Source organism: Haloarcula amylovorans (assembly GCF_004681185.1).
Lineage (GTDB): Archaea > Halobacteriota > Halobacteria > Halobacteriales > Haloarculaceae > Haloarcula > Haloarcula amylovorans.
Genome location: NZ_SRIF01000006.1, coordinates 125,885 through 143,865 on the forward strand (window position 1 = coordinate 125,885; position 17,981 = coordinate 143,865).

General features: G+C 53.7%; 12 protein-coding genes. 9 read left to right on the forward strand and 3 right to left on the reverse strand.

Features of this window, described 5'->3' with window-relative positions:
* Window positions 1-126: 126 nt before the first annotated feature.
* The 3 genes from E4S61_RS18850 to E4S61_RS26805 form a co-directional block, all read right to left on the reverse strand.
* Complete coding sequence (locus E4S61_RS18850) at window positions 127-429, reverse strand: hypothetical protein (protein WP_135305486.1); 303 nt, start codon at window positions 427-429, stop codon at window positions 127-129.
* 106 nt (window positions 430-535) lie between these two features.
* Window positions 536-916 (reverse strand): helix-turn-helix transcriptional regulator, encoded by a 381-nt coding sequence (locus E4S61_RS18855; RefSeq protein WP_135305487.1) that lies wholly within the window; start codon window positions 914-916, stop codon window positions 536-538.
* A gap of 440 nt (window positions 917-1,356) precedes the next feature.
* Window positions 1,357-1,575: a FaeA/PapI family transcriptional regulator gene (locus E4S61_RS26805; RefSeq protein ID WP_394346460.1), complete on the reverse strand. Its 219-nt coding sequence runs from the start codon at window positions 1,573-1,575 to the stop codon at window positions 1,357-1,359.
* A 153-nt stretch (window positions 1,576-1,728) separates the two neighbouring features.
* Between E4S61_RS26805 and E4S61_RS18860 the strand changes: the two genes are divergently transcribed.
* From E4S61_RS18860 to E4S61_RS18905, 9 genes are all read left to right on the forward strand, one after another.
* A complete protein-coding gene (locus tag E4S61_RS18860) occupies window positions 1,729-2,022 on the forward strand; it encodes a hypothetical protein (protein WP_135305488.1) in 294 nt (97 codons plus the stop codon).
* Window positions 2,019-2,270 (forward strand): hypothetical protein, encoded by a 252-nt coding sequence (locus E4S61_RS18865; RefSeq protein WP_135305489.1) that lies wholly within the window; start codon window positions 2,019-2,021, stop codon window positions 2,268-2,270. The genes E4S61_RS18860 and E4S61_RS18865 overlap by 4 nt, the downstream gene beginning before the upstream one ends.
* Window positions 2,271-3,044: 774 nt before the next feature.
* Window positions 3,045-5,348: a DUF2254 domain-containing protein gene (locus E4S61_RS18875; RefSeq protein WP_135305490.1), complete on the forward strand. Its 2,304-nt coding sequence runs from the start codon at window positions 3,045-3,047 to the stop codon at window positions 5,346-5,348.
* Between the two features lie 802 nt (window positions 5,349-6,150).
* Entirely contained in the window at window positions 6,151-6,378 is a 228-nt protein-coding gene (locus E4S61_RS18880; protein WP_135305491.1) for a hypothetical protein, read from the forward strand.
* Window positions 6,371-9,670, forward strand: coding sequence for an ATP-binding protein (locus E4S61_RS18885; protein WP_209309559.1), 3,300 nt, complete (start codon window positions 6,371-6,373; stop codon window positions 9,668-9,670). The genes E4S61_RS18880 and E4S61_RS18885 overlap by 8 nt, the downstream gene beginning before the upstream one ends.
* Window positions 9,670-10,311 carry a DUF7680 family protein gene (locus E4S61_RS18890; protein WP_135305492.1) on the forward strand — a complete coding sequence of 214 codons (642 nt, stop codon included), beginning with the start codon at window positions 9,670-9,672 and terminating at the stop codon, window positions 10,309-10,311. Before E4S61_RS18885 ends, E4S61_RS18890 begins: the two co-directional genes overlap by 1 nt.
* 4 nt (window positions 10,312-10,315) lie before the next feature.
* Window positions 10,316-13,207 (forward strand): DUF1156 domain-containing protein, encoded by a 2,892-nt coding sequence (locus tag E4S61_RS18895; protein WP_135305493.1) that lies wholly within the window; start codon window positions 10,316-10,318, stop codon window positions 13,205-13,207.
* A gap of 17 nt (window positions 13,208-13,224) precedes the next feature.
* Window positions 13,225-17,175 (forward strand): helicase-related protein, encoded by a 3,951-nt coding sequence (locus E4S61_RS18900; RefSeq protein ID WP_135305494.1) that lies wholly within the window; start codon window positions 13,225-13,227, stop codon window positions 17,173-17,175.
* A gap of 259 nt (window positions 17,176-17,434) precedes the next feature.
* A complete protein-coding gene (locus E4S61_RS18905) occupies window positions 17,435-17,980 on the forward strand; it encodes a hypothetical protein (protein WP_135305495.1) in 546 nt (181 codons plus the stop codon).
* Window position 17,981 lies beyond the last annotated feature (1 nt).

The following is a 17,981-nucleotide window of genomic DNA, read 5'->3' on the forward strand; positions in this document are numbered from 1 at the left end:
TGATACACGAACACCGATGTGTCTCCCAGCCGCGGCCATCCTGTCTGTCGTGGGCTTGGCTGTGGTGCTGGCAGTCCGTCGCAGTGAGCGCCCGCGTGTGCCTGCGCGACAGTAGTCCTGCGCGGGTCATTGGGGCTCACGCTCCTGGCGGGCAGCACCATCGAGACCGGGCTCATCGAGGTGCTGGTATTCATCCAAGGGGACAGTAAATTTCGCGAGCTCAGTAGTCTGTTTCACCGCGAGTGCCAGCTCCTCACGACGGTGGCGGTCACCGGCCGAGGCGGCGAGTTGCTGGAGCGTCTCGGTAGCTAAGTCGGCCAGCAAGACGCCAGTGAGAGTGTTGTCAGCGTCGTCAACGGCGGTGACGAGCAGCCGTGGGGCACTGTCGAGTTTAGTGAGGACGACGACCGCGCCGACGGCGGGCGTCATTGGTCCCCTCCCAGCGGGGCGCTTCTAATCGACCAGTGTTGGTCGGGGTTCGACGGCCGTCTGTGGGTCTCAGCGCTGGCTGGGCAAGTTAGTGAGACGGGGCCAGTCATGGCCGGTCGGCCTCCGTCGGGGAGTGATCACCGCCGTCGGCGACCGGCCGCGGGCGGTCACAGCAGCTAGCGAGGGTGTTGGCCTGGTGGGCGAGCAGGCGTCGTCCAGCGTCAGTCAGGGTATACGCGTTGGTGCGGTCGTCGAGGGGGGCACAGTCAACGAGCTGGTGCTCGATGAGCTGGTCGAGGTTCTGGTAGAGACGGCTGTGATTGATCGGGTCGCTGTAGCGCTCATCGAGGTAATCCTTGAGCGCGAGGCCGTAGGGTTTCTCGTCGATGGCAGCGATGGCCTGCAAGACGTCCCGCTGGAAGCCTGAGAGGTCGTAGTAGGTTGGCGAGCGATGCGTCTCGTCGTGGGTCGGCGTTTGCTCAGTCATGAGTTCAGTGCGACGCCGTTATTTTTTGTTTATCTCAGGGATTTGCTCAGGTTCATCTCGCCCCGAACAGCGCCTCACATGTTTGCTGTTATCCCACAGCCTATTAGTTGTTGCCCCACAGTTAACTTCTGTATGGACGCCTTCAAGATTAGGCAAGTTCTTTTCGGGCCCTATTCGACAGTATTGGTAAGAATGCCCGGTGGTCGGAAACCAGAGACCGAAGATATTGAGATCCTCCGCTTGATTGCTCTCCACCCAGGTCCGGGTGTAGCCTCAACGGAGCTTGCTGATCTTTTAGAGATGACTCAACAAGGAATAACACCACGTCTCACGTCTTTAGCTGACGATGGTCTAGTCCAATATCGGACAATCGGTGGGACTAATGTCTATACACTCACGTTAGAAGGTCAGGAATATGTTGCACGTCGACTGATCAGCAATTACGAAGATGGTCGCCAGTAGGCACTGCCACCGCTTTTCTTCTTTTCTATGTCACCTCGCTTGTGTAGCTGAGTGAGTCGATAATGAGCCGACTGCTGGGTAATATCGAATACTCTCGCTACTTCTGTAGTTGTCAAGGGCCAATCGGAGTTCTCTAACAACTTTTCAACCGCGTTATAGCTTAATTCTCTGTTTCCCTCTGGACTATCACCACTCATTAGGTGGTATTTAGCTGTTATCCAACAAAGAACTTATGGTGGTGGCGTAACATAAGCCAAGTATAGGAACGCACGCGTCGCTGGTCGATTTCTGCGGTCAGGAAATCGCCCCGGTGTTAGAGCACCGAGGCGCGTGGTTCCAGGAAAGAACCAATGGCAACTACGCAAGCCAATCCCCAAGAACGTATCGCCCGCGACCGACTGACCCAGCAGCCGTGCTTCGTCGGCATCGACGGTGACGACGCCGGCCATTACTGGGACAGCTACGAATCTGCTATTGTCGTCGTCGACCCAGATCTGAATACCGAGAAATTCGAACTCGACGAGACGCCCTGTCAAACCCTCCGAGACTGGTGTGAGCACACGCGGCAGAAGCGTGGCTGGAGTGTCGGTCCGCATGTTGGCGGCTCACTGGTCGGCGACCTTGTTCGAGGTGTCGAAGCATGAGCTGTACCGTCGACGATCGAAAGCAAGTCCGGCGGGCTGCCCGGGCGATTCGAGATGCGGTGCCGACCATCGCCGTTGACGTCGTTGCGCCGAACGCGAGTCGACACGACGCGTGGACGCTCGACGCCGTGTTACGTGACCGAGAGAGTGTGCCGCCCGAAGTGCTGCGGGAATTAGCGTTGGCCGGGTTGACGCTGCAGCCGGTGCCGTCGCAGGCTGGGTATCAGCATGTGGTAGCGACGATATAGACAATTTACGGCTAATTGGTAACAAGACGTTTCAGGGATTCTAATCTCATTCTGGACCTTTCCCCCATCATGATCGATATTTGGAGGGCTACTCGCCGGGGCTCCGTCAATACGGGTGCCTGCCGAGGCTAGGGTAGAATGCTTACCCAATCGTCGCGGAGTGGAGTTCATCATGCGCTATCCCTCACTGAGGAATTCGCGTCGAATTTCCATCTTCTCGCGTTCCGTGCGCTCGTCATAGTGCTGGTCCAGCACGTCCTTGAAGACGTTCGACCGGTCAGAGACGACCTCTTGGGGCGTCCCGTTCCGGAGGTGATCAGTTATCGATCCACGCCGAATACCGTGTGGCGAACGTGAGGACGGACACCCGGCACGCTTACCATGGCGCCTATACTCGCACGTCTCCGGATCCTTGTCGTGAGGGCAACCGCCAATTCCACACGGCTGCGTTATCCGGTAAATCGTCTCCCGGACCGCGCCCTTGCTGAGCCGGCCTTGTGAGCTGGTGATTAGCGGCTTTCGCCGGTGGTCGTCGACAACGTTCTCGCGGTTGTGTTTGAGGTAGCTTCCCCGGAATGTGCATACATCGAGGATTGTGAATACATCTGCGTCTGACCCCGGGAGGTCGTAGCTTGATCACCGCTACAGAAAGGTTAGCCCCACTTCGACTCCGTTCCATCTGCATCAGCCAAGGCACATGTACTGAATTGGATCTGATTCGTGAGATAATCATGACCAAAGAGGGCTGCTGCGTTGCTCCGACTACAATAAGTGATGAAAACAGTAATCCAACAATTGTCTCTTTCAACGGCAGGAAAGATATATCGGTGGGGAATTATAGAATTGAATCGAAACTTGCAGACTACAAATAGAGAATCTACTCAGACCCGGCCAAGGATACCTGAAACTATTACGTCTCTTGGGTCTGTTGAAAAATTAGAGCAACTGTATGTAGCCAATCCTAGAACTGTCTTAATCCATCTGTTGGGCATTCTTGGGGTAGGAAATGGCCTTATTTTAAGTTTGTTTACGGTTATTTATGATTTTGGCGACTTGCTACCGGCCCAGGGCACGGCTGTTACATACCTTTCTGCAATTGCGGGGGCTCAAGCAAGTGTTCTGGCAATTGGGGTGTCTGTCCTTTTGTTGGGTTTCGAGCTGATCGCTAATAGGTACTCTACCCAACTGACATCAATTATACTTGAAAACCCAGTTTTCCCGACCACATTTGCACTTTTAATCGGGTCAATTGCACTCGATCTCTGGCTCATTTTCAATATAGAAGGGCTCTATGCCCCTATTTCGATTTTTGGTTACACGGAATTAATATCGATAATCGTGGGACTCCTTCTGTACCTCACTGCCCCAGTAGCCTTCTTATCGGCTCTAACTTTGTATTTCACAGTCCGTCATGGGGTAAGAAATGGCACACCTGAGGGTGTCGTAAAGTCCTTTAGAAACCAACTGTCCCCAGACAAATACGTGTCCCAGGCCCTCCAATCAGAGGAAGATGAAACAATCCTCCATCCCTTGGCGGACCTCAATTTTATAATCTCAGATTCCATTCAAAAGCAGGAACCGCGAATTGTACATATGGCATTCGATGTTTATTCCTCAAAGTTACTTGCTGCCACAGAGCATGCTATGGAAGGGGAACGAGTTGACCTTCTTTCGGACGCAAACGGGGATTACGGTGGGCCTCTGTTTAAGCCTGTATTGAAGTCCCAATTACCCAGAATAATCAACGCAGATCTTCAATCTCAGCAGGAGATAACAGAGAAAGCATCAAATCTACTCCAAGAATTGTCTAGTAATACACAAAAAGATGAGGAGTATAATTTGGCAGTCCCGATCGCCTTTAGCTATGTCCGAATAGTCGATAAAGCACCTCTAACTCAAAATACCGAGAACTATCTCTCGAATATTATAATCAATCTTGGTGATCTTATCCGAGCAAGAATCCACCAAGGTCAGTATTCAAACGTCGTCACGATTTGTCGCCACTCGATGACAATTGTGGATTCAGATGTTTCACCCCAGAACAAACCGGCGAAACAAATTCTCTATGCATTTTTAGGTGAAATTGCGGATTCCTTCGTTTCTATTGAGGATACATATAGAGGCAGCCCTCTCTTAGTTCTGGGTGGCCAGGTAAGCGATACTAGATCAGAAACAATACGCGAACTAACGAAGTTGTTTTTGAGGTGTGTCGCTTTGTTGATTGACTCGTCACCTGACTCTGAGCAATCCCAGCGCATTCAATCTCTTTGGGAGACCGTTCTTACAATATCTAGAAACACAGTGTCCGACCGATATCTGGAGATACTCTGCCAAGGTGTTATTGAAACTACTTTATTGTTCCAAGAGAAGTCGGCTGATTTCGATCAAGAAGAGTGGACCAACCTTCTTGCTCGGACGATGGAACACCAAGGCCCAGAAACAGTGCTTAATGCATTTGACGCAATTGGAGACCGAAAATACACTACGAGTTCACATTGGGGAACGGAGAAATTTTGGGATGACTTAGATTCGAGGAATTATTCCTCAGGAATTCTTCCATCAAGTCAACATCCTACATCGACATATTCGAATACAGGTGCAATAAACGAAATCAGGGACCAAGTGCTTGATGAATATCGAAGACGAAACTGGGATAATAAATTCATTCGACGGTTCGTTCAGAATCGTCCTGGCGCTGTCGAATCCGGTCTCTCTATAAGAAAGACAGATGTGGAATTTGACCCAGTAGATTACCTCTGCCGAGATAAACGCAACCGAGCAGTTCATCTCGTGATATGTGAGAAATTCTATGAAGAAATGCTATCTCAATTGGATTTGACTGGTATTCAGAGAACCATCATCATCTCAGCAAGAGAGCCAGAAGAAACAGAAGAAATCAGGGAAGCCCTTGAATATGATGACTTAGAGATATGCTTGATGGATTTCGTGGACCGCCCGGAGCCATCCCAAACCCAACTTAGAGAATTCTTCCGTGATGCAAGGTCAAAACAGGAAAATAGCGGAACAGACATCAAAAGAGCTCCCAAGACGCAGTCTACTATTCCTGATTACGGATAACCGTTTAACGTATTCTTTGCCCGTTGGATATCAGATACCAGAAGGGGGGAACAGTTTCTCCCTGTACTTATATCCAGCAATCGAATTTCCTTATGATCAAATGTGTCAACTATGTGATCAAATATAACCTCTGGCTCTAATAACTTTCGACAGTGTTTACACTCCCCTACTAAGCGTGACATAGCAGGATCTCCTCTAAATATTGCTTCGCTCACCGCATAATTTGGATAGCCGCAAACACATTCGTAGGGTAGTGCCACTAGCGAAAGACCTCCAACTAACTCTCGACCCGGCTGACTAGGTTCCGTGTACTCTAGATGGCTACCTTCGGTTAGAAACGAATATTCTCCCCTCTTTCGAATGACAATATTATACTCTCGACCCATTATCGGGATCGCTCCTTACATTGATGTTCACTTGTCATTGGTTATAAAATATTGTTTAAAGGTACCAGAGGAAACCATGATTGACCCATTCACATATGGGTATTTACACTCAAACGTTATGGAGATCTCCTCTCTGCTGTTCCAGCTTCACCTCCGTGGGCTGCTGGTAGTAATGCTCGTTAAGCATGTCTCGGCCGACATTCATTCCGGTGCTGATGATCTGACGGGAACGGCCTGACTCTGAAATTATGGGATGCTTCCGTAACGGGTCGTGCGCCAGTTCAGCGACTCGCCGCCCTTCCGATCCTATCATTGATATCCACTCATATTTTGTTGTAATATAATCTGAAAATCCGAAAGATGGCTTAGACTAAGTAAAGGTTATATCACGCGATTTTAATGACATAACCATCCAGATGACTCAGAAGACAATTGGACAGAACACCGGTCAATCGGGCCGGGTGAATTTGTCGGGACCTGAACTCGACCAATTCGATGCGGAGGTTGGAGACACCATCAAGGTTGATGTCGCCGAATCGAAGGGAATCGCCAAGGCGATTATCGAGAACAGCACGGAGAGTGAGTTCGTGATTGTGTCCAAACCAGCAGCTGATTCATCATCCACGGAGGAAATCGATGAGTAGCAAGCACCCCTCTCTTTTCGAGAGCTGTCAGCCACGAGACGATGTCTTAGACGGCTCGCTCCAGGAGGAACAGTTTGCTGCGAAACTATCGACTGTCGTCCACAACCCTGAGAAGGCAGCTCCAGTCTATCGAGACCCCGACTCGTTCTACGATATGACCTACCCCACGGAGGGGCTCCGTACGCTGCTTTCCAATCTCACAGGCCGTTTCTTGGCAACGACAGAGTACGATCCGGGATCGTATACCTCGAGTATTCTCTGCCTCGACACACGATTCGGTGGTGGGAAAACGCACGACCTCATCGCGTCGTACCATCTTGCCGAGAACCCTGCCGATATTGACGATCTCTCGCACTACCTGCTGGACGGTGATGAGGAACTTGCGGCTGATTACCAGAGTGCGGTAGACGAGGGCCTCGACATCGCAACGGGGGTCTTCATCGGAACGAAGGCTGATAGCAAGGATGCCCGCCATGCTGACGATGACCCGAATGCTCCGAACGCTCGGACCATGTGGGGTGAACTCGCGTACCAGCTCTACGGGCTCGATGGCTACGAGTACCTGAAGGACTACGACCAAGACCGGGACGCACCCGGTGAGGGGACGCTCTCGAAACTCTTCGCTCAGTACGATCAGCCGGCTCTCATTCTGATTGACGAAATCGCCGACTACATGAACAAAGCCGCGGGGACACCTGTCGGCGACAAGACGCTCGCCGATCAGACGCTTTCGTTCGTGATGGCGCTCCTCGAAGCGGCTGCCGAATCGGAGCACGTCACGGTCGTCTACTCCATCGCGGATACGGCGTTTGGTGAGCAGGCTGACCGGGTTCGTGATGGCGTCCGTGATCACATTGAGGAGGTCAACGAGATCGGCCGCCGGCAGCACAAGACGGTCACGCCGACCGATGAAAACGAGATCGGACAAGTCCTCCAGCACCGACTCTTCTCGGAAGTACCAGAAAACGCCGCGCGCGAAGCCGCTGACTCATACTTCCAATTCTATGACCAGGAAGACCGGCAGTATCCACAGGAAGCCACCGACGCTGGCTACGTGGATGTCCTCGCTCGCGAATACCCCTTCCATCCCTCCTTAATCGACGCTCTCACGGACAAGATCGATACCATCCCTCGATTCCAGCGCACGCGTGACGCCCTCCGCTTGCTGGCTCGAGCCGTCTACTACCTCTGGAATCATCAGCCCGACAGTTACGACCGCCACTGGATTCGGATTTACGACCTCACAGTCGCCGACGACGATCCCGGTGGTGGGATTCAGACGATCCTTCGCGAGCGGCTATTCGACTTCGTCGATCTCGGTCCCGCAGTGACCGCCGACATCTACGACGACGATGGTACCGCGCACGCCCAGCTTGAGGATCGTAAATGGACCGAAAACGGCCTCCCGCCGCTCGGCACCCACCTAACAACGACAGTTCTCTGGCACAGCCTCGCATATGGTGAACAGGCCGCAGGCCTAACTCACGCCGATTTGAACCTCGCCATCGGTCATCCTGATCTGAACTTCGACGACTACGATGCCGCACTATCCGCACTCCGGGGCGACGATATGGATGTCGCGTGTTACTTCCTCTACGAGGAAGAGCGCCTCCGGTTCAAGCAAGAACCAAACCTGATCCGGATCATCGACCAGCGAATCGAGTCTACCCCCGAAGCGAGCGCTCATTCGCGTTTCGAGAACCGACTCACCTCAAAGGAAATCGGCGATGGTGGCTTCCAGCCGGTGGAGTTCCCTGAATCGCCGGCGGACTTACCGGATACCCCGGATACGCCGAAGCTCGCGATGATGCATCCGGACACCGCTGCTGTCGAAGACGGGGGCGATACGCCGCCGAACCGGGTAACTCAGCTCTACGAGCAGCAAGCCGCAAAACACGAGGGAGAGACTGAGACGCGAATCTACAAGAACTACGCTCTGTTCCTCGCCCCTGACGCTGATCGAATGGATGCGGCAATCGACGAGGCTCGCCGTCTTGAGGCAATTGAAGCCCTGCTTGATAGCCCTGAGCAGAAAGCCGACCTCTCCTCGGAACAGATCGAAGAGCTCCGAGAACGGAGCGACGAGGCACAGCTGATGCTCGGAGAGCTCGTTCGGAACGTCTACCGGCACCTCTACTACCCTGACCGGGACGGGCTCACCCACATCACAATCGGTGCGACCGAATCCAACGGCGGGACGACACTGGTCGATGCGGTCCAGACAACGCTTGAGGATAAGATCGTGAAACGCGACGCCGGTGCTCGTGGGTCTGCTCACGTCCAACAGAAACTCTGGCAGCAGACCCAGGACGCTATGTCCACCGAAGCGCTGGTCAACCAATACGCGAAGAAGCCGGGGCTGGACTACCTCTTCAGTACGAAACCAATTCGAGAGACTGTCTCATCTCTCGTTAGTGACCACGGGTACGCATACTGGGATGGTGAGTCTGGTACTGCATACTGGGCCGGGACGACAGAGCCGTCGACGTGGCCACACCCGGAACCGTTCGCGGAATCCCCTGATGTCGAGACCTCGATTCGGGACAGCGATGTCCAGATCGGGAGCGTCTTCGTCGTCTACCGAGATATCGACGCGCTCGTCGACGACCACCTCGACGAAATCGACCGGCCAGAACAGACGGTTGCCACCTGTGCTGAGTGTGGGGCGGAGGTTGAAAACCCAGAAGGTAGCGAACCCTTCTACTGTGAGGAACACCAGTCCGATACGACCTGTAGTTCCTGCGGCAAAGAGGTCGCTAGCGAGCAGCTGTTGGACGAACGCGGTCGATGCCAGGAGTGCCAGCCCGACGAGTCCTGGGAGGCAAGCAAGAAGATGATGTCTGCCTCACGGGCGTTCTCGGAAGTCCGCCGTGATGCGGAATCCAAGGCCAGAACCGACCGGACGCCGCTGCTTGAAGAAGTGACCATCCAGGTCGGTGGTGACGAACCTTTCCAAGCGGCCAAGTTCATCAGTCAGCGACCTGGATTCAAAGCCCGCGAAGATGCGGTGACGGTTCGAATGCAGTACGAAACCCGGACTGACGACGGGACGTACAGCGCAGAATTCACAGGCTCACCAAACCGATTCCGGGACGTGATCGACCAGCCCGGCTCGTTCGGCGATGATCGAGAGACCATCCAGTTCCGCTTCCAGTTTGACGAGCCCGAACCGATTACTGACGAGGGCGACGACCTCCTCGCTGCGCTCGACAACGACCTCGATGCGGGTAACATCGACGTCCGAGTCGAAGGGCGTGGCCCGATCCAGGCGAGCTCGGAGGTGACGGTCTGATGGCGAGTCGCGGATCGGAATTTGAGGCTGCCCCGGCAGAGGGAACAGAGGAGGATCGGCTAGTCCGCTACGGGACGAGTATGTTTGGTGGCCGCCCAACGTTCACGCTCGTCCGGCGAGAAACAGACGGTGGCGGAGAGTGGACGCTCCATGAACTACTCCCCCGCGAACAGGCTGAAGCCCGCCGTGATCGCCTGGAGCGGGATGGCCGTTCGCTGAGTATCACACCAGTCGAGGATCTCGTCTCGGACATCGCTGGTGACGACCTCCTTTCCAAGCTCGATGGATGGACGTGGGATGAGTGGGCCGGCGTAAAGGTCGCACGGCTTGACCCGACCCGCGTCCGTGCGCTTCAGGATGTCGTCCGGGAGGCGATCGAAGGCACGCCAGGAGATTCATCAGAAGTTCTCACTGGGGGGACTGGGTTCGTGTTCCTACCCGAGACGGCAGGCGTCCGGCTTGCTGTTGCCTTCCGTGGCGTGAAGCCGATCCAGCGTATCGACCGGATGCGGTCGCTGGCTCGAGGCGTTGCACGGATGAGCGATGAGGAGTGTTACTACTGGTACGCGAAGTGTCGGTCCCCGTCGAGTCCGAACGGTGAAAAGGCGCTTCGAGTGTTGCTGACTGACCACATCAAATAGATCAATGACTGAGAACAAGTCTAATCCGGATGCAATTGAGGGACAGAGTCTTGCAATAGAGGGGAAACTCCCACTGAAAGCCGTTGGGATAGAGAATCTGAAGGAGGCAAACCCTAAACATATGCCTCCCCATCGGTATCTTCATCCTTGGTTTGCTCGCCGTCCTACACCTGCGGCTAGGTTAGCGACTTTGGCCTCAATCCTCCCAGAAGGTATTGATTCTGATCAAATACTTAGCTGGATTCAAATTGGCCCCAAAGAAGGAATTGAAGGGGATATTTCGGAATACGTTGAACAAAAGAAAGCTAGTGAGGGAGATAGAAGCGGTTCTCTGGGCGACCATTACGGTTATCCACGCCCATTTACACAATCTCCGAATAAAAAAGAGAGAGATGAAATCCATGAAATACTGGAAGAGACATGGGATGGTGAACTTCCAACCGTCTTAGACCCTTGTGCGGGTGGAGGTGTTATTCCATACGAGGCGATCAGATATGGTTTGCCGACTAAAGTCAACGAGCTAAACCCAGTTCCATCGGTAATATTACAGGTATTGCTGAATTACGCACCAAGAGTTGGCTCATTAAAGGACGATTTGGAGCGGTGGAGCCAGCGTATTGATGATCTTGCGGAGGAGAGACTGGAACAGTATTTCCCATCGGAAGGAGAACATGACTCCGTTGATTCCTATGTCTGCGCTCATGTCGTTACCTGTCCCGACTGTGGAACAGACATACCGTTAGTTTCGAAATGGTCTATTCGCACAAGACGGAGTGCAGATACGGTCATCTCTGTTCCTGAAGTAGGTGAAGATGGCTCGATTGAGTACGATTGTATCATTGAGCCGACGGAGGAGGAACTAGACGGATTTGATCATAAACAGGGGACTGTTTCTCGAGGGGGTGACGCTGAGTGTCTGAATTGTGGGATCGTCACCGAATCAGAGGATATCGTAGATATGCATCAAGACGGGGATTTCAGTTATGACATTATCTGTGTCCGGTATATGGACTCCTCTGGCAGCTACAGCTTCCGAGCCCCTAATAAAGCTGATTACCAAGCTTTAGAAAGTGCCGAACAACGTATTGAGTCCGATTTTGACCTTGCATCCTTCTTGACTACTCCTCTCCCAGAAGGCGAAAAGACCCGGGAACCACGGGAACATGGGATTCACGAATGGAGAGATATGTTCACTCCACGCCAGTTGGTTTCTCACTACGAGTATTATAGGGCGTTTGAAGATAGGAAAGACGAAATTCAAGAAGAATACCCGGAAGATGAAGCAGAGGCACTTCTGACTGTTCTCTCCCTAGTTCCAGGTAAACTCGTTGACTATAATTCCCGCTTTTCACCATGGCATACCGGGAAAGGATATCCCTCGAACGCAATGGGGGGGAAACACCTGTCCCTTGCTAAATCGTTTGCAGATATCAATATGTCAGTCGGTGGTATGGGGAGCTATCAATCTGCTATTGGAAAAATAATTGAATCCTATGAAGAACTGGTATCTTATCTTCCCGATGATGCTTCCCCTGCAGAACTATCTACGGGAGATGCTGCGAATCTCCCTTATCCGGATAACGAAATTGAGGCGGTTGTAATAGACCCCCCCTACTATAGCAGTATTATGTATGCTGAACTGTCTGACATGTTCTACGTCTGGATGAAGGAATATTTGGACGACGTCTATCCCAACCAGTTCCAGTCAGATCTCACAAACAAGGATGACGAAGCGGTCGCGAATCCCAGCCGATTTGATGGCATTGCAGGCGGCTCTGACTCTAAGCGAGAACTAGCAGATAATGAATATGAACAGAAAATGAGTGAAATATTCTCTGACTTATACCGTGTTCTCAAGCCTGGTGGAGTAATGACCGTGATGTTCACGCATAAAGAAACAGATGCTTGGGACACCCTCACTAAATCCTTAATCAACTCTGGTTTTACAATAACATCAACGCATCCAATTTCTAGTGAAATGCCGGCCAGAATCGACACTCAGGATAGCGGATCTGCTGATAGTACTCTGTTACTCACTGGACGGAAGACTACTGAAGGCTCATCCCCACTCGATAGCGATGTACCGACTCTTTGGAGTGATGTACGTGCCGACACAAGGCTGGCCGCGAAAGAAGCTGCACGAGACCTTCTTGATTCAGGCCTTTCTCTCACGAAGACTGATGTTATCATTTCTGCATTCGGGCCAACTTTAAAAGTGTACGCTGATGCCTATCCTGTTGTAGATGATCAAGATGAACCAGTACCGCCGCGGCGTGCATTAGAGGAAGCGCGCGAAGCGGTGACACAGATTCTTGTCGATGAGTATCTAGAGGGGGAAGGTCTTGGTGAATTGGATGACATTACAGAGTGGTATGTACTTTCGTGGCTTGTTCACGAGTCAGATACGTTCAACTACGACGAGGGGCATCAATTAGGACTCGGTATTGGGGTTGATATCGACGATATCAAGCGGTCAACCAAACTCTGGCGAAAGCGCCGAGGAGACATCAAATTGCGCGGTTACGACGATAGGGTTCAGGATATCACTCTTCCAAAAGAAGACCGTTCTAGCCGGAAACCAGTCGATCCAGATGCCATCTCATTCACAATTGCCCTGGATGCGGTCCACGCGGCGATGCATGTTTACGCGAAGCAAGGTGAAGACGTTGCAATTGATTGGCTCAAAGAACGGAATTTCGACACGGATGCACCGTTCAAAGCCACTCTAAAAGCACTTTTGCAGGTACTCCCTCAGGATCATCCTGAATGGGAAGCTGCTCGCGACCTCGCCTTAGGTCGGACCCACGACGCGCTTGGTCTGGAATTCACTCCCACCGATTTCACTGACGCCTCGGAAAACACCCTAGAACAGAGCGAACTCGGTGACCACGCCTAACTCGAAATCCCTCCAGCATGACTAATCTACATGAACACAAGTGGCAGTCCATCTACGAGAGCAAACCCGAACAGGGGCGAGCCCACTTAGTCAAGGATTTCTACGAACCCGCACTGGAACGCAGTCAGCAATACGACCGGATAGCGGGTTACTTCTCCAGTACGGCACTTGCGGCTGCTGCCAACGGTGTTCACGCCCTCGTCGAGAACGACGGTGAAATGCGCCTCATCGTCGGCACCGACCTCTACGAATCAGACCGACCGGTCCTTGAGACGCTCACCGACCGTCTCGAGGAAAACCTCGAGGACCTGGATGACGAACGCTTGGATGCGAATCTCCGTATTCTCGCGCGTCTCCTCCGCGAGGGACGGATCCACATCAAGGTCGCCTATCCACGCTCTCCCTCTCACGACTGGGAGATCTTCCATCCGAAAGTTGGACTCTTCCACGATAGCGACGGAAACACGATTTCGTTCGAAGGTAGCGTCAACGAGACTGTCGGCGGCTGGGCACGCAACTACGAGCGGTTCAAAGTTCATCGGTCGTGGGTTCCTGAACAGGCGGGCTACGTCGCCGGCGACGAGGAAACCTTCGAGCGACTGTGGAGTGATGAACACCCCTTCGTCGAAGTGTATGATCTCCCCGAGGCGATCGAAGAGGACATCATCGATTGGAAAGCTCCCGACACCGAGAGCGATCTCCAGGAAGCGATCCAGATTGCGAACGGTACAGCTCCGCCGACGGGCCGCGACAAAGCGAACATCATTCAGGATGGACCACTCTCGCCCGGTGGGCTCGCACTGGCCGAGGAAGCGAGTACGATCACGCCGTGGCCTCATCAACGAGTTGTCTCAGACACACTCGTGAACACGTATCCGCAGAGCTTCCTGCTGTGTGACGAGGTGGGACTTGGGAAGACGATTGAGGCCGGCCTGACGCTCTCCCGGCTAGGCCTCACTGGCGAACTCGAAACCGGGCTGTTGCTGGTTCCGGCAAGTCTGCAGCGACAGTGGCAGGAAGAGCTCTGGGAGAAGTTCAACATCAATGCCGTTCAATTCGACCGGGACACAGCGGGCGATCACGTTTTCCGGGACGTTCGTGGTCGCGACCACTATCCACCATCGACAACGGACCTCGACCTCACCGGCGAGTGCGAGTGGGCGGACAGCCCCATCTGGCGGTTCCTCTACGAGCAACAGTCGACTGACACCGACGCATCATCGCCGCTGGATGGGCCGACGGTCGTCATTATGTCGTGGCACACTGCTCGTCTCGATGATCGATGGGATCAGGTCGCTCCCTTGGACCGGGTATCCGACCGGTCTCGGGACGTCATCCCGGCAAGCTGTCGCGGACGTGATCACGATACGGAAGACCGGATGGGTGTGTGGGACACCGTCATCGTCGACGAGGCGCACAACGCCCGGCGCGGCAGTAATTTCTACGTCCTTCTCGAACAGCTTCGCGATTATACGCACGCCTACTACCTCCTGACTGCTACTCCGATGCAATTGCACTCTGGCGAGCTCTACGATCTGATGCAGCTGTTGGATCTTCCGGGTGGTTGGGATAACCGGGATACCTTCGTGGAATTCTTCGAAACCCGAGACGGACTGTCGCAAGCCCTCAACGAGGTTCTCGACAACCCTAATTCAGAATCCGACGAAGCGGAGGCTTCCTGGAACACGCAAGCCACGCTCGATGGACTGGAACACCAGGACCGGCTCCCGACAGATCGACCATTCTCCTCAAAAGCCTTCCAGCAGCTTGCAGACGAGCTCGAGATCAATGAGGACGGACAGGACCGTGCCATCGCCAAAGAGCGTGTGCTGACCGCGTGCCGGCTCGCACGGGCTTATGGAGACACCTACGACGGCTATCTCGACCACGTCGACGACGCGATGGCGGACTATGACATCGACCGCTTCGAGGCGAGCGAAGATACGAAACTCAAACGACTCCTCTATCCTGAAGACGCCGACGAGTGGTTGATGGCGTCCCGTAGCGACCGGCAGGACGCACTTGACGAACTCTCTCCGGGCGGTTGGCGAGTTATCCGCGATGTTCTCGCGGAGTCGACGCCCGTCGACGCGCTCATCCATCGGAATACACGGGACACACTCCGGAAGTACGAGGCGGTCGGGCTCCTCGATACAACCGTTCCGAACCGTAATCCCGAACAACGGAAAATCGAACTCACCGAGGAGACACGGGCGGTCTACGACCAGATCGACGAGTATACCCGTGAGTTCTACAAGCGAGCCCAACAGACTGACGAAGCCCAAACACGCGCCATCGGGTTCGTGATGACCACGTACCGGCAGCGACTCACGTCGAGTGTCTATGCGATCAGTCAGAGCCTGAAACACCGGCTTGAGACACTCCGGGCGCAACGAACCGTGCTTGCCGGGCGGGAGCGCGCTCGTGATCGGGACTATAGTGATGCGGAGCAGGTCGTCCTCGAAACGCTACAAAACGCCGATCTCGACGACGGGGACGTTCTTGATGAACTCGACGCTAGTAGCGACGACTTAGACCTCTCTGAACTCATTCCGAGCGTGACTGAAGAGGGGAAACAGCTTATCGAGGAAGAAATCGAGGCTCTGGAAGCGTTCGTCAACGACTTAGACTTGGTTGATACAGACCCGAAGATTCAGCAGCTATACAACGACCTCGACGAGCTGGACCGTGCTGGACACAACCGGGTGATTGTCTTCACGCAGTACGCGGACACAATGGATTTCATCCGGGACAGTCTCTCGGATCTTCTCGGAGCGACTATCGCGACGTACTCCGGTCGTGGTGGCGAGCTGTACGACCCCGATTCTGAAACGTGGAAGCACGTCGGGAAAGAGCGCGTGAAGCGTGAATTCTCACGAGATGATGGGCAGGTCGATATCCTCGTTTGTACCGACTCCGCGAGTGAGGGGCTAAACCTCCAGGAGTGTGGGGCGCTCATCAACTACGACCTGCCGTGGAACCCGATGAGGGTTGAACAGCGTATCGGTCGGATTGACCGTATCGGCCAACGATTCGACGAGATTCGCATTCTCAACTACAGCTACGAGGATACGGTTGAGACGGACATCTATGATCGCCTCGACGACCGAATTGGCCTCTTCGAAAACGTCGTCGGTGATATGCAACCAATACTCTCCGGCGTCAGCCAACAGATTCGGGATGCGACCTTGAACGCGGACAGCGCTGACGACCAGGCTGCGGTCGAATCAGCTGACCGCGAGTTCTCTGAAGAACTCGAAGAACGCGATCAGGGCGACCGCGTCGATGTCGGAGAGTCCCTTGAGGACGTTGACGACCTCGTCGCTCAGGACGTCGTCGACGAAGCAAAACTTGATGCGTGGCAGTCCTACGGTCACCCGGATCTCGTCGATGTCGGCGAGGAGGAATACGAGTATCAACCTCCATTCGAGACACCAAGCCTTCAGCCAGTGTTGGTCGATAACGACGCTCTCGCCGAGGCCGGTGTCGAATTTACCCCGGTTCACGAGATTGACTTCGAGTACGATGACGGGGACTTCGACTTTGCGAACAGTACATATCGCCTCTCAGTAGGTGACGCACCGATTGAGGTCCCAGCCGGGGATGGGGAACAGACGATTGCACAGGCAATTGCGACAGCTGCTGATGAAGTGGCGGTGACGTTCTCGGCTGTATGTGCTGACGAGTTCCCATCGGTTCAGCATCTTGCGCCAGGTCATCCACTCCTAGGACAGCTCCTCACAGTACTGCAGGATGTGAGTGAGGAGCCGTCGCGATTCCAACAGCGAATCGTGACCCGACCCGACCAAGACCAGGAGCCAGTAGTGTGTGCGTGGGGGCGGGATGGCGTGTTTACCCGGATTGCAGGCGATGGGACAGTAACTGAAAATGGACCGATGGATTCCCTTCCGACGTGGTGTGATCAATTCCTCGATAACCGAGAGAAGTCTACAAAGCAGCCTCAGTAGCTGGGTAGTTTTGTAAGCATGGACTTCCCAGATGAATCAATAGATGCTGAACACTGCTCTTGAAGCAAATCTCCGCGCTATCGGGGACAGTACGAGACTGGAAAGTTTGCTGTTGACTTGATTGGTCGAGAAGGATACGACGTCGATCCAACCGACGTGAGGGGTCCGGATGGGGGGAGAGATGCACTTTTGAACGCTCGGGAAAATCTGGCGTGCTCCGTTAGCTATCTCTTTGTGGCTCCGATTTGACTCGGACAATATGCCGAAGCCAGATATTGAAGTCTTGGACGACGGCGACGCCTATCCATATTCGTCGCATATCAGCGTAGACGGTACAGAACTCCAGCTGGGCGATCTTCTCCTCGTGTTTGAATCCCCCGACGATAATGGTGTCAGCTTCTTTGAGCGCGTCTTTGGGTTCACTTGGCCGGGAATCATCACTCACGTGGTCGATGGGCCGGTTCCTGCTGAGTTCCACAATTACGAGGACTTTGGCGCAGATCTCGATAGCGGGAAGTTAGCGGTTGCCAGCGAACGCGAACAAACGAGCTTCTTCGTCGACGATGACACCGTCCGCACTATCACCCTTTACCGATACCAGTACCAGGGTGGGTGGCAGCCGATCCTGATCGATGAGCAACGAGATCCACTTGAGAACACCCCCTTCAATGAATCAATTACTCTCTGTGAGGATGGAGAGCAGGTAATTGAAGAACTACTCGGGACGAGTTCCCCTGAGGAGAAGCAGGAGGTTGAGCATATCCGCGAATTTCTGCGGTCTGCTGGTTATGAACTAGATCCCTGAT

Excerpts from the sequence above, each read along its gene's own strand:
- E4S61_RS18855 (WP_135305487.1), bottom strand. The coding sequence starts at position 916 with ATGACTGAGCAAACGCCGACCCACGACGAGACGCATCGCTCGCCAACC.
- E4S61_RS18900 (WP_135305494.1), top strand. The coding sequence starts at position 13,225 with ATGACTAATCTACATGAACACAAGTGGCAGTCCATCTACGAGAGCAAA.
- E4S61_RS18890 (WP_135305492.1), top strand. The coding sequence starts at position 9,670 with ATGGCGAGTCGCGGATCGGAATTTGAGGCTGCCCCGGCAGAGGGAACA.
- E4S61_RS26805 (WP_394346460.1), bottom strand. The coding sequence starts at position 1,575 with ATGAGTGGTGATAGTCCAGAGGGAAACAGAGAATTAAGCTATAACGCG.
- E4S61_RS18885 (WP_209309559.1), top strand. The coding sequence starts at position 6,371 with ATGAGTAGCAAGCACCCCTCTCTTTTCGAGAGCTGTCAGCCACGAGAC.
- E4S61_RS18875 (WP_135305490.1), top strand. The coding sequence starts at position 3,045 with ATGAAAACAGTAATCCAACAATTGTCTCTTTCAACGGCAGGAAAGATA.
- E4S61_RS18860 (WP_135305488.1), top strand. The coding sequence starts at position 1,729 with ATGGCAACTACGCAAGCCAATCCCCAAGAACGTATCGCCCGCGACCGA.
- E4S61_RS18880 (WP_135305491.1), top strand. The coding sequence starts at position 6,151 with ATGACTCAGAAGACAATTGGACAGAACACCGGTCAATCGGGCCGGGTG.
- E4S61_RS18850 (WP_135305486.1), bottom strand. The coding sequence starts at position 429 with ATGACGCCCGCCGTCGGCGCGGTCGTCGTCCTCACTAAACTCGACAGT.
- E4S61_RS18865 (WP_135305489.1), top strand. The coding sequence starts at position 2,019 with ATGAGCTGTACCGTCGACGATCGAAAGCAAGTCCGGCGGGCTGCCCGG.
- E4S61_RS18905 (WP_135305495.1), top strand. The coding sequence starts at position 17,435 with ATGCCGAAGCCAGATATTGAAGTCTTGGACGACGGCGACGCCTATCCA.
- E4S61_RS18895 (WP_135305493.1), top strand. The coding sequence starts at position 10,316 with ATGACTGAGAACAAGTCTAATCCGGATGCAATTGAGGGACAGAGTCTT.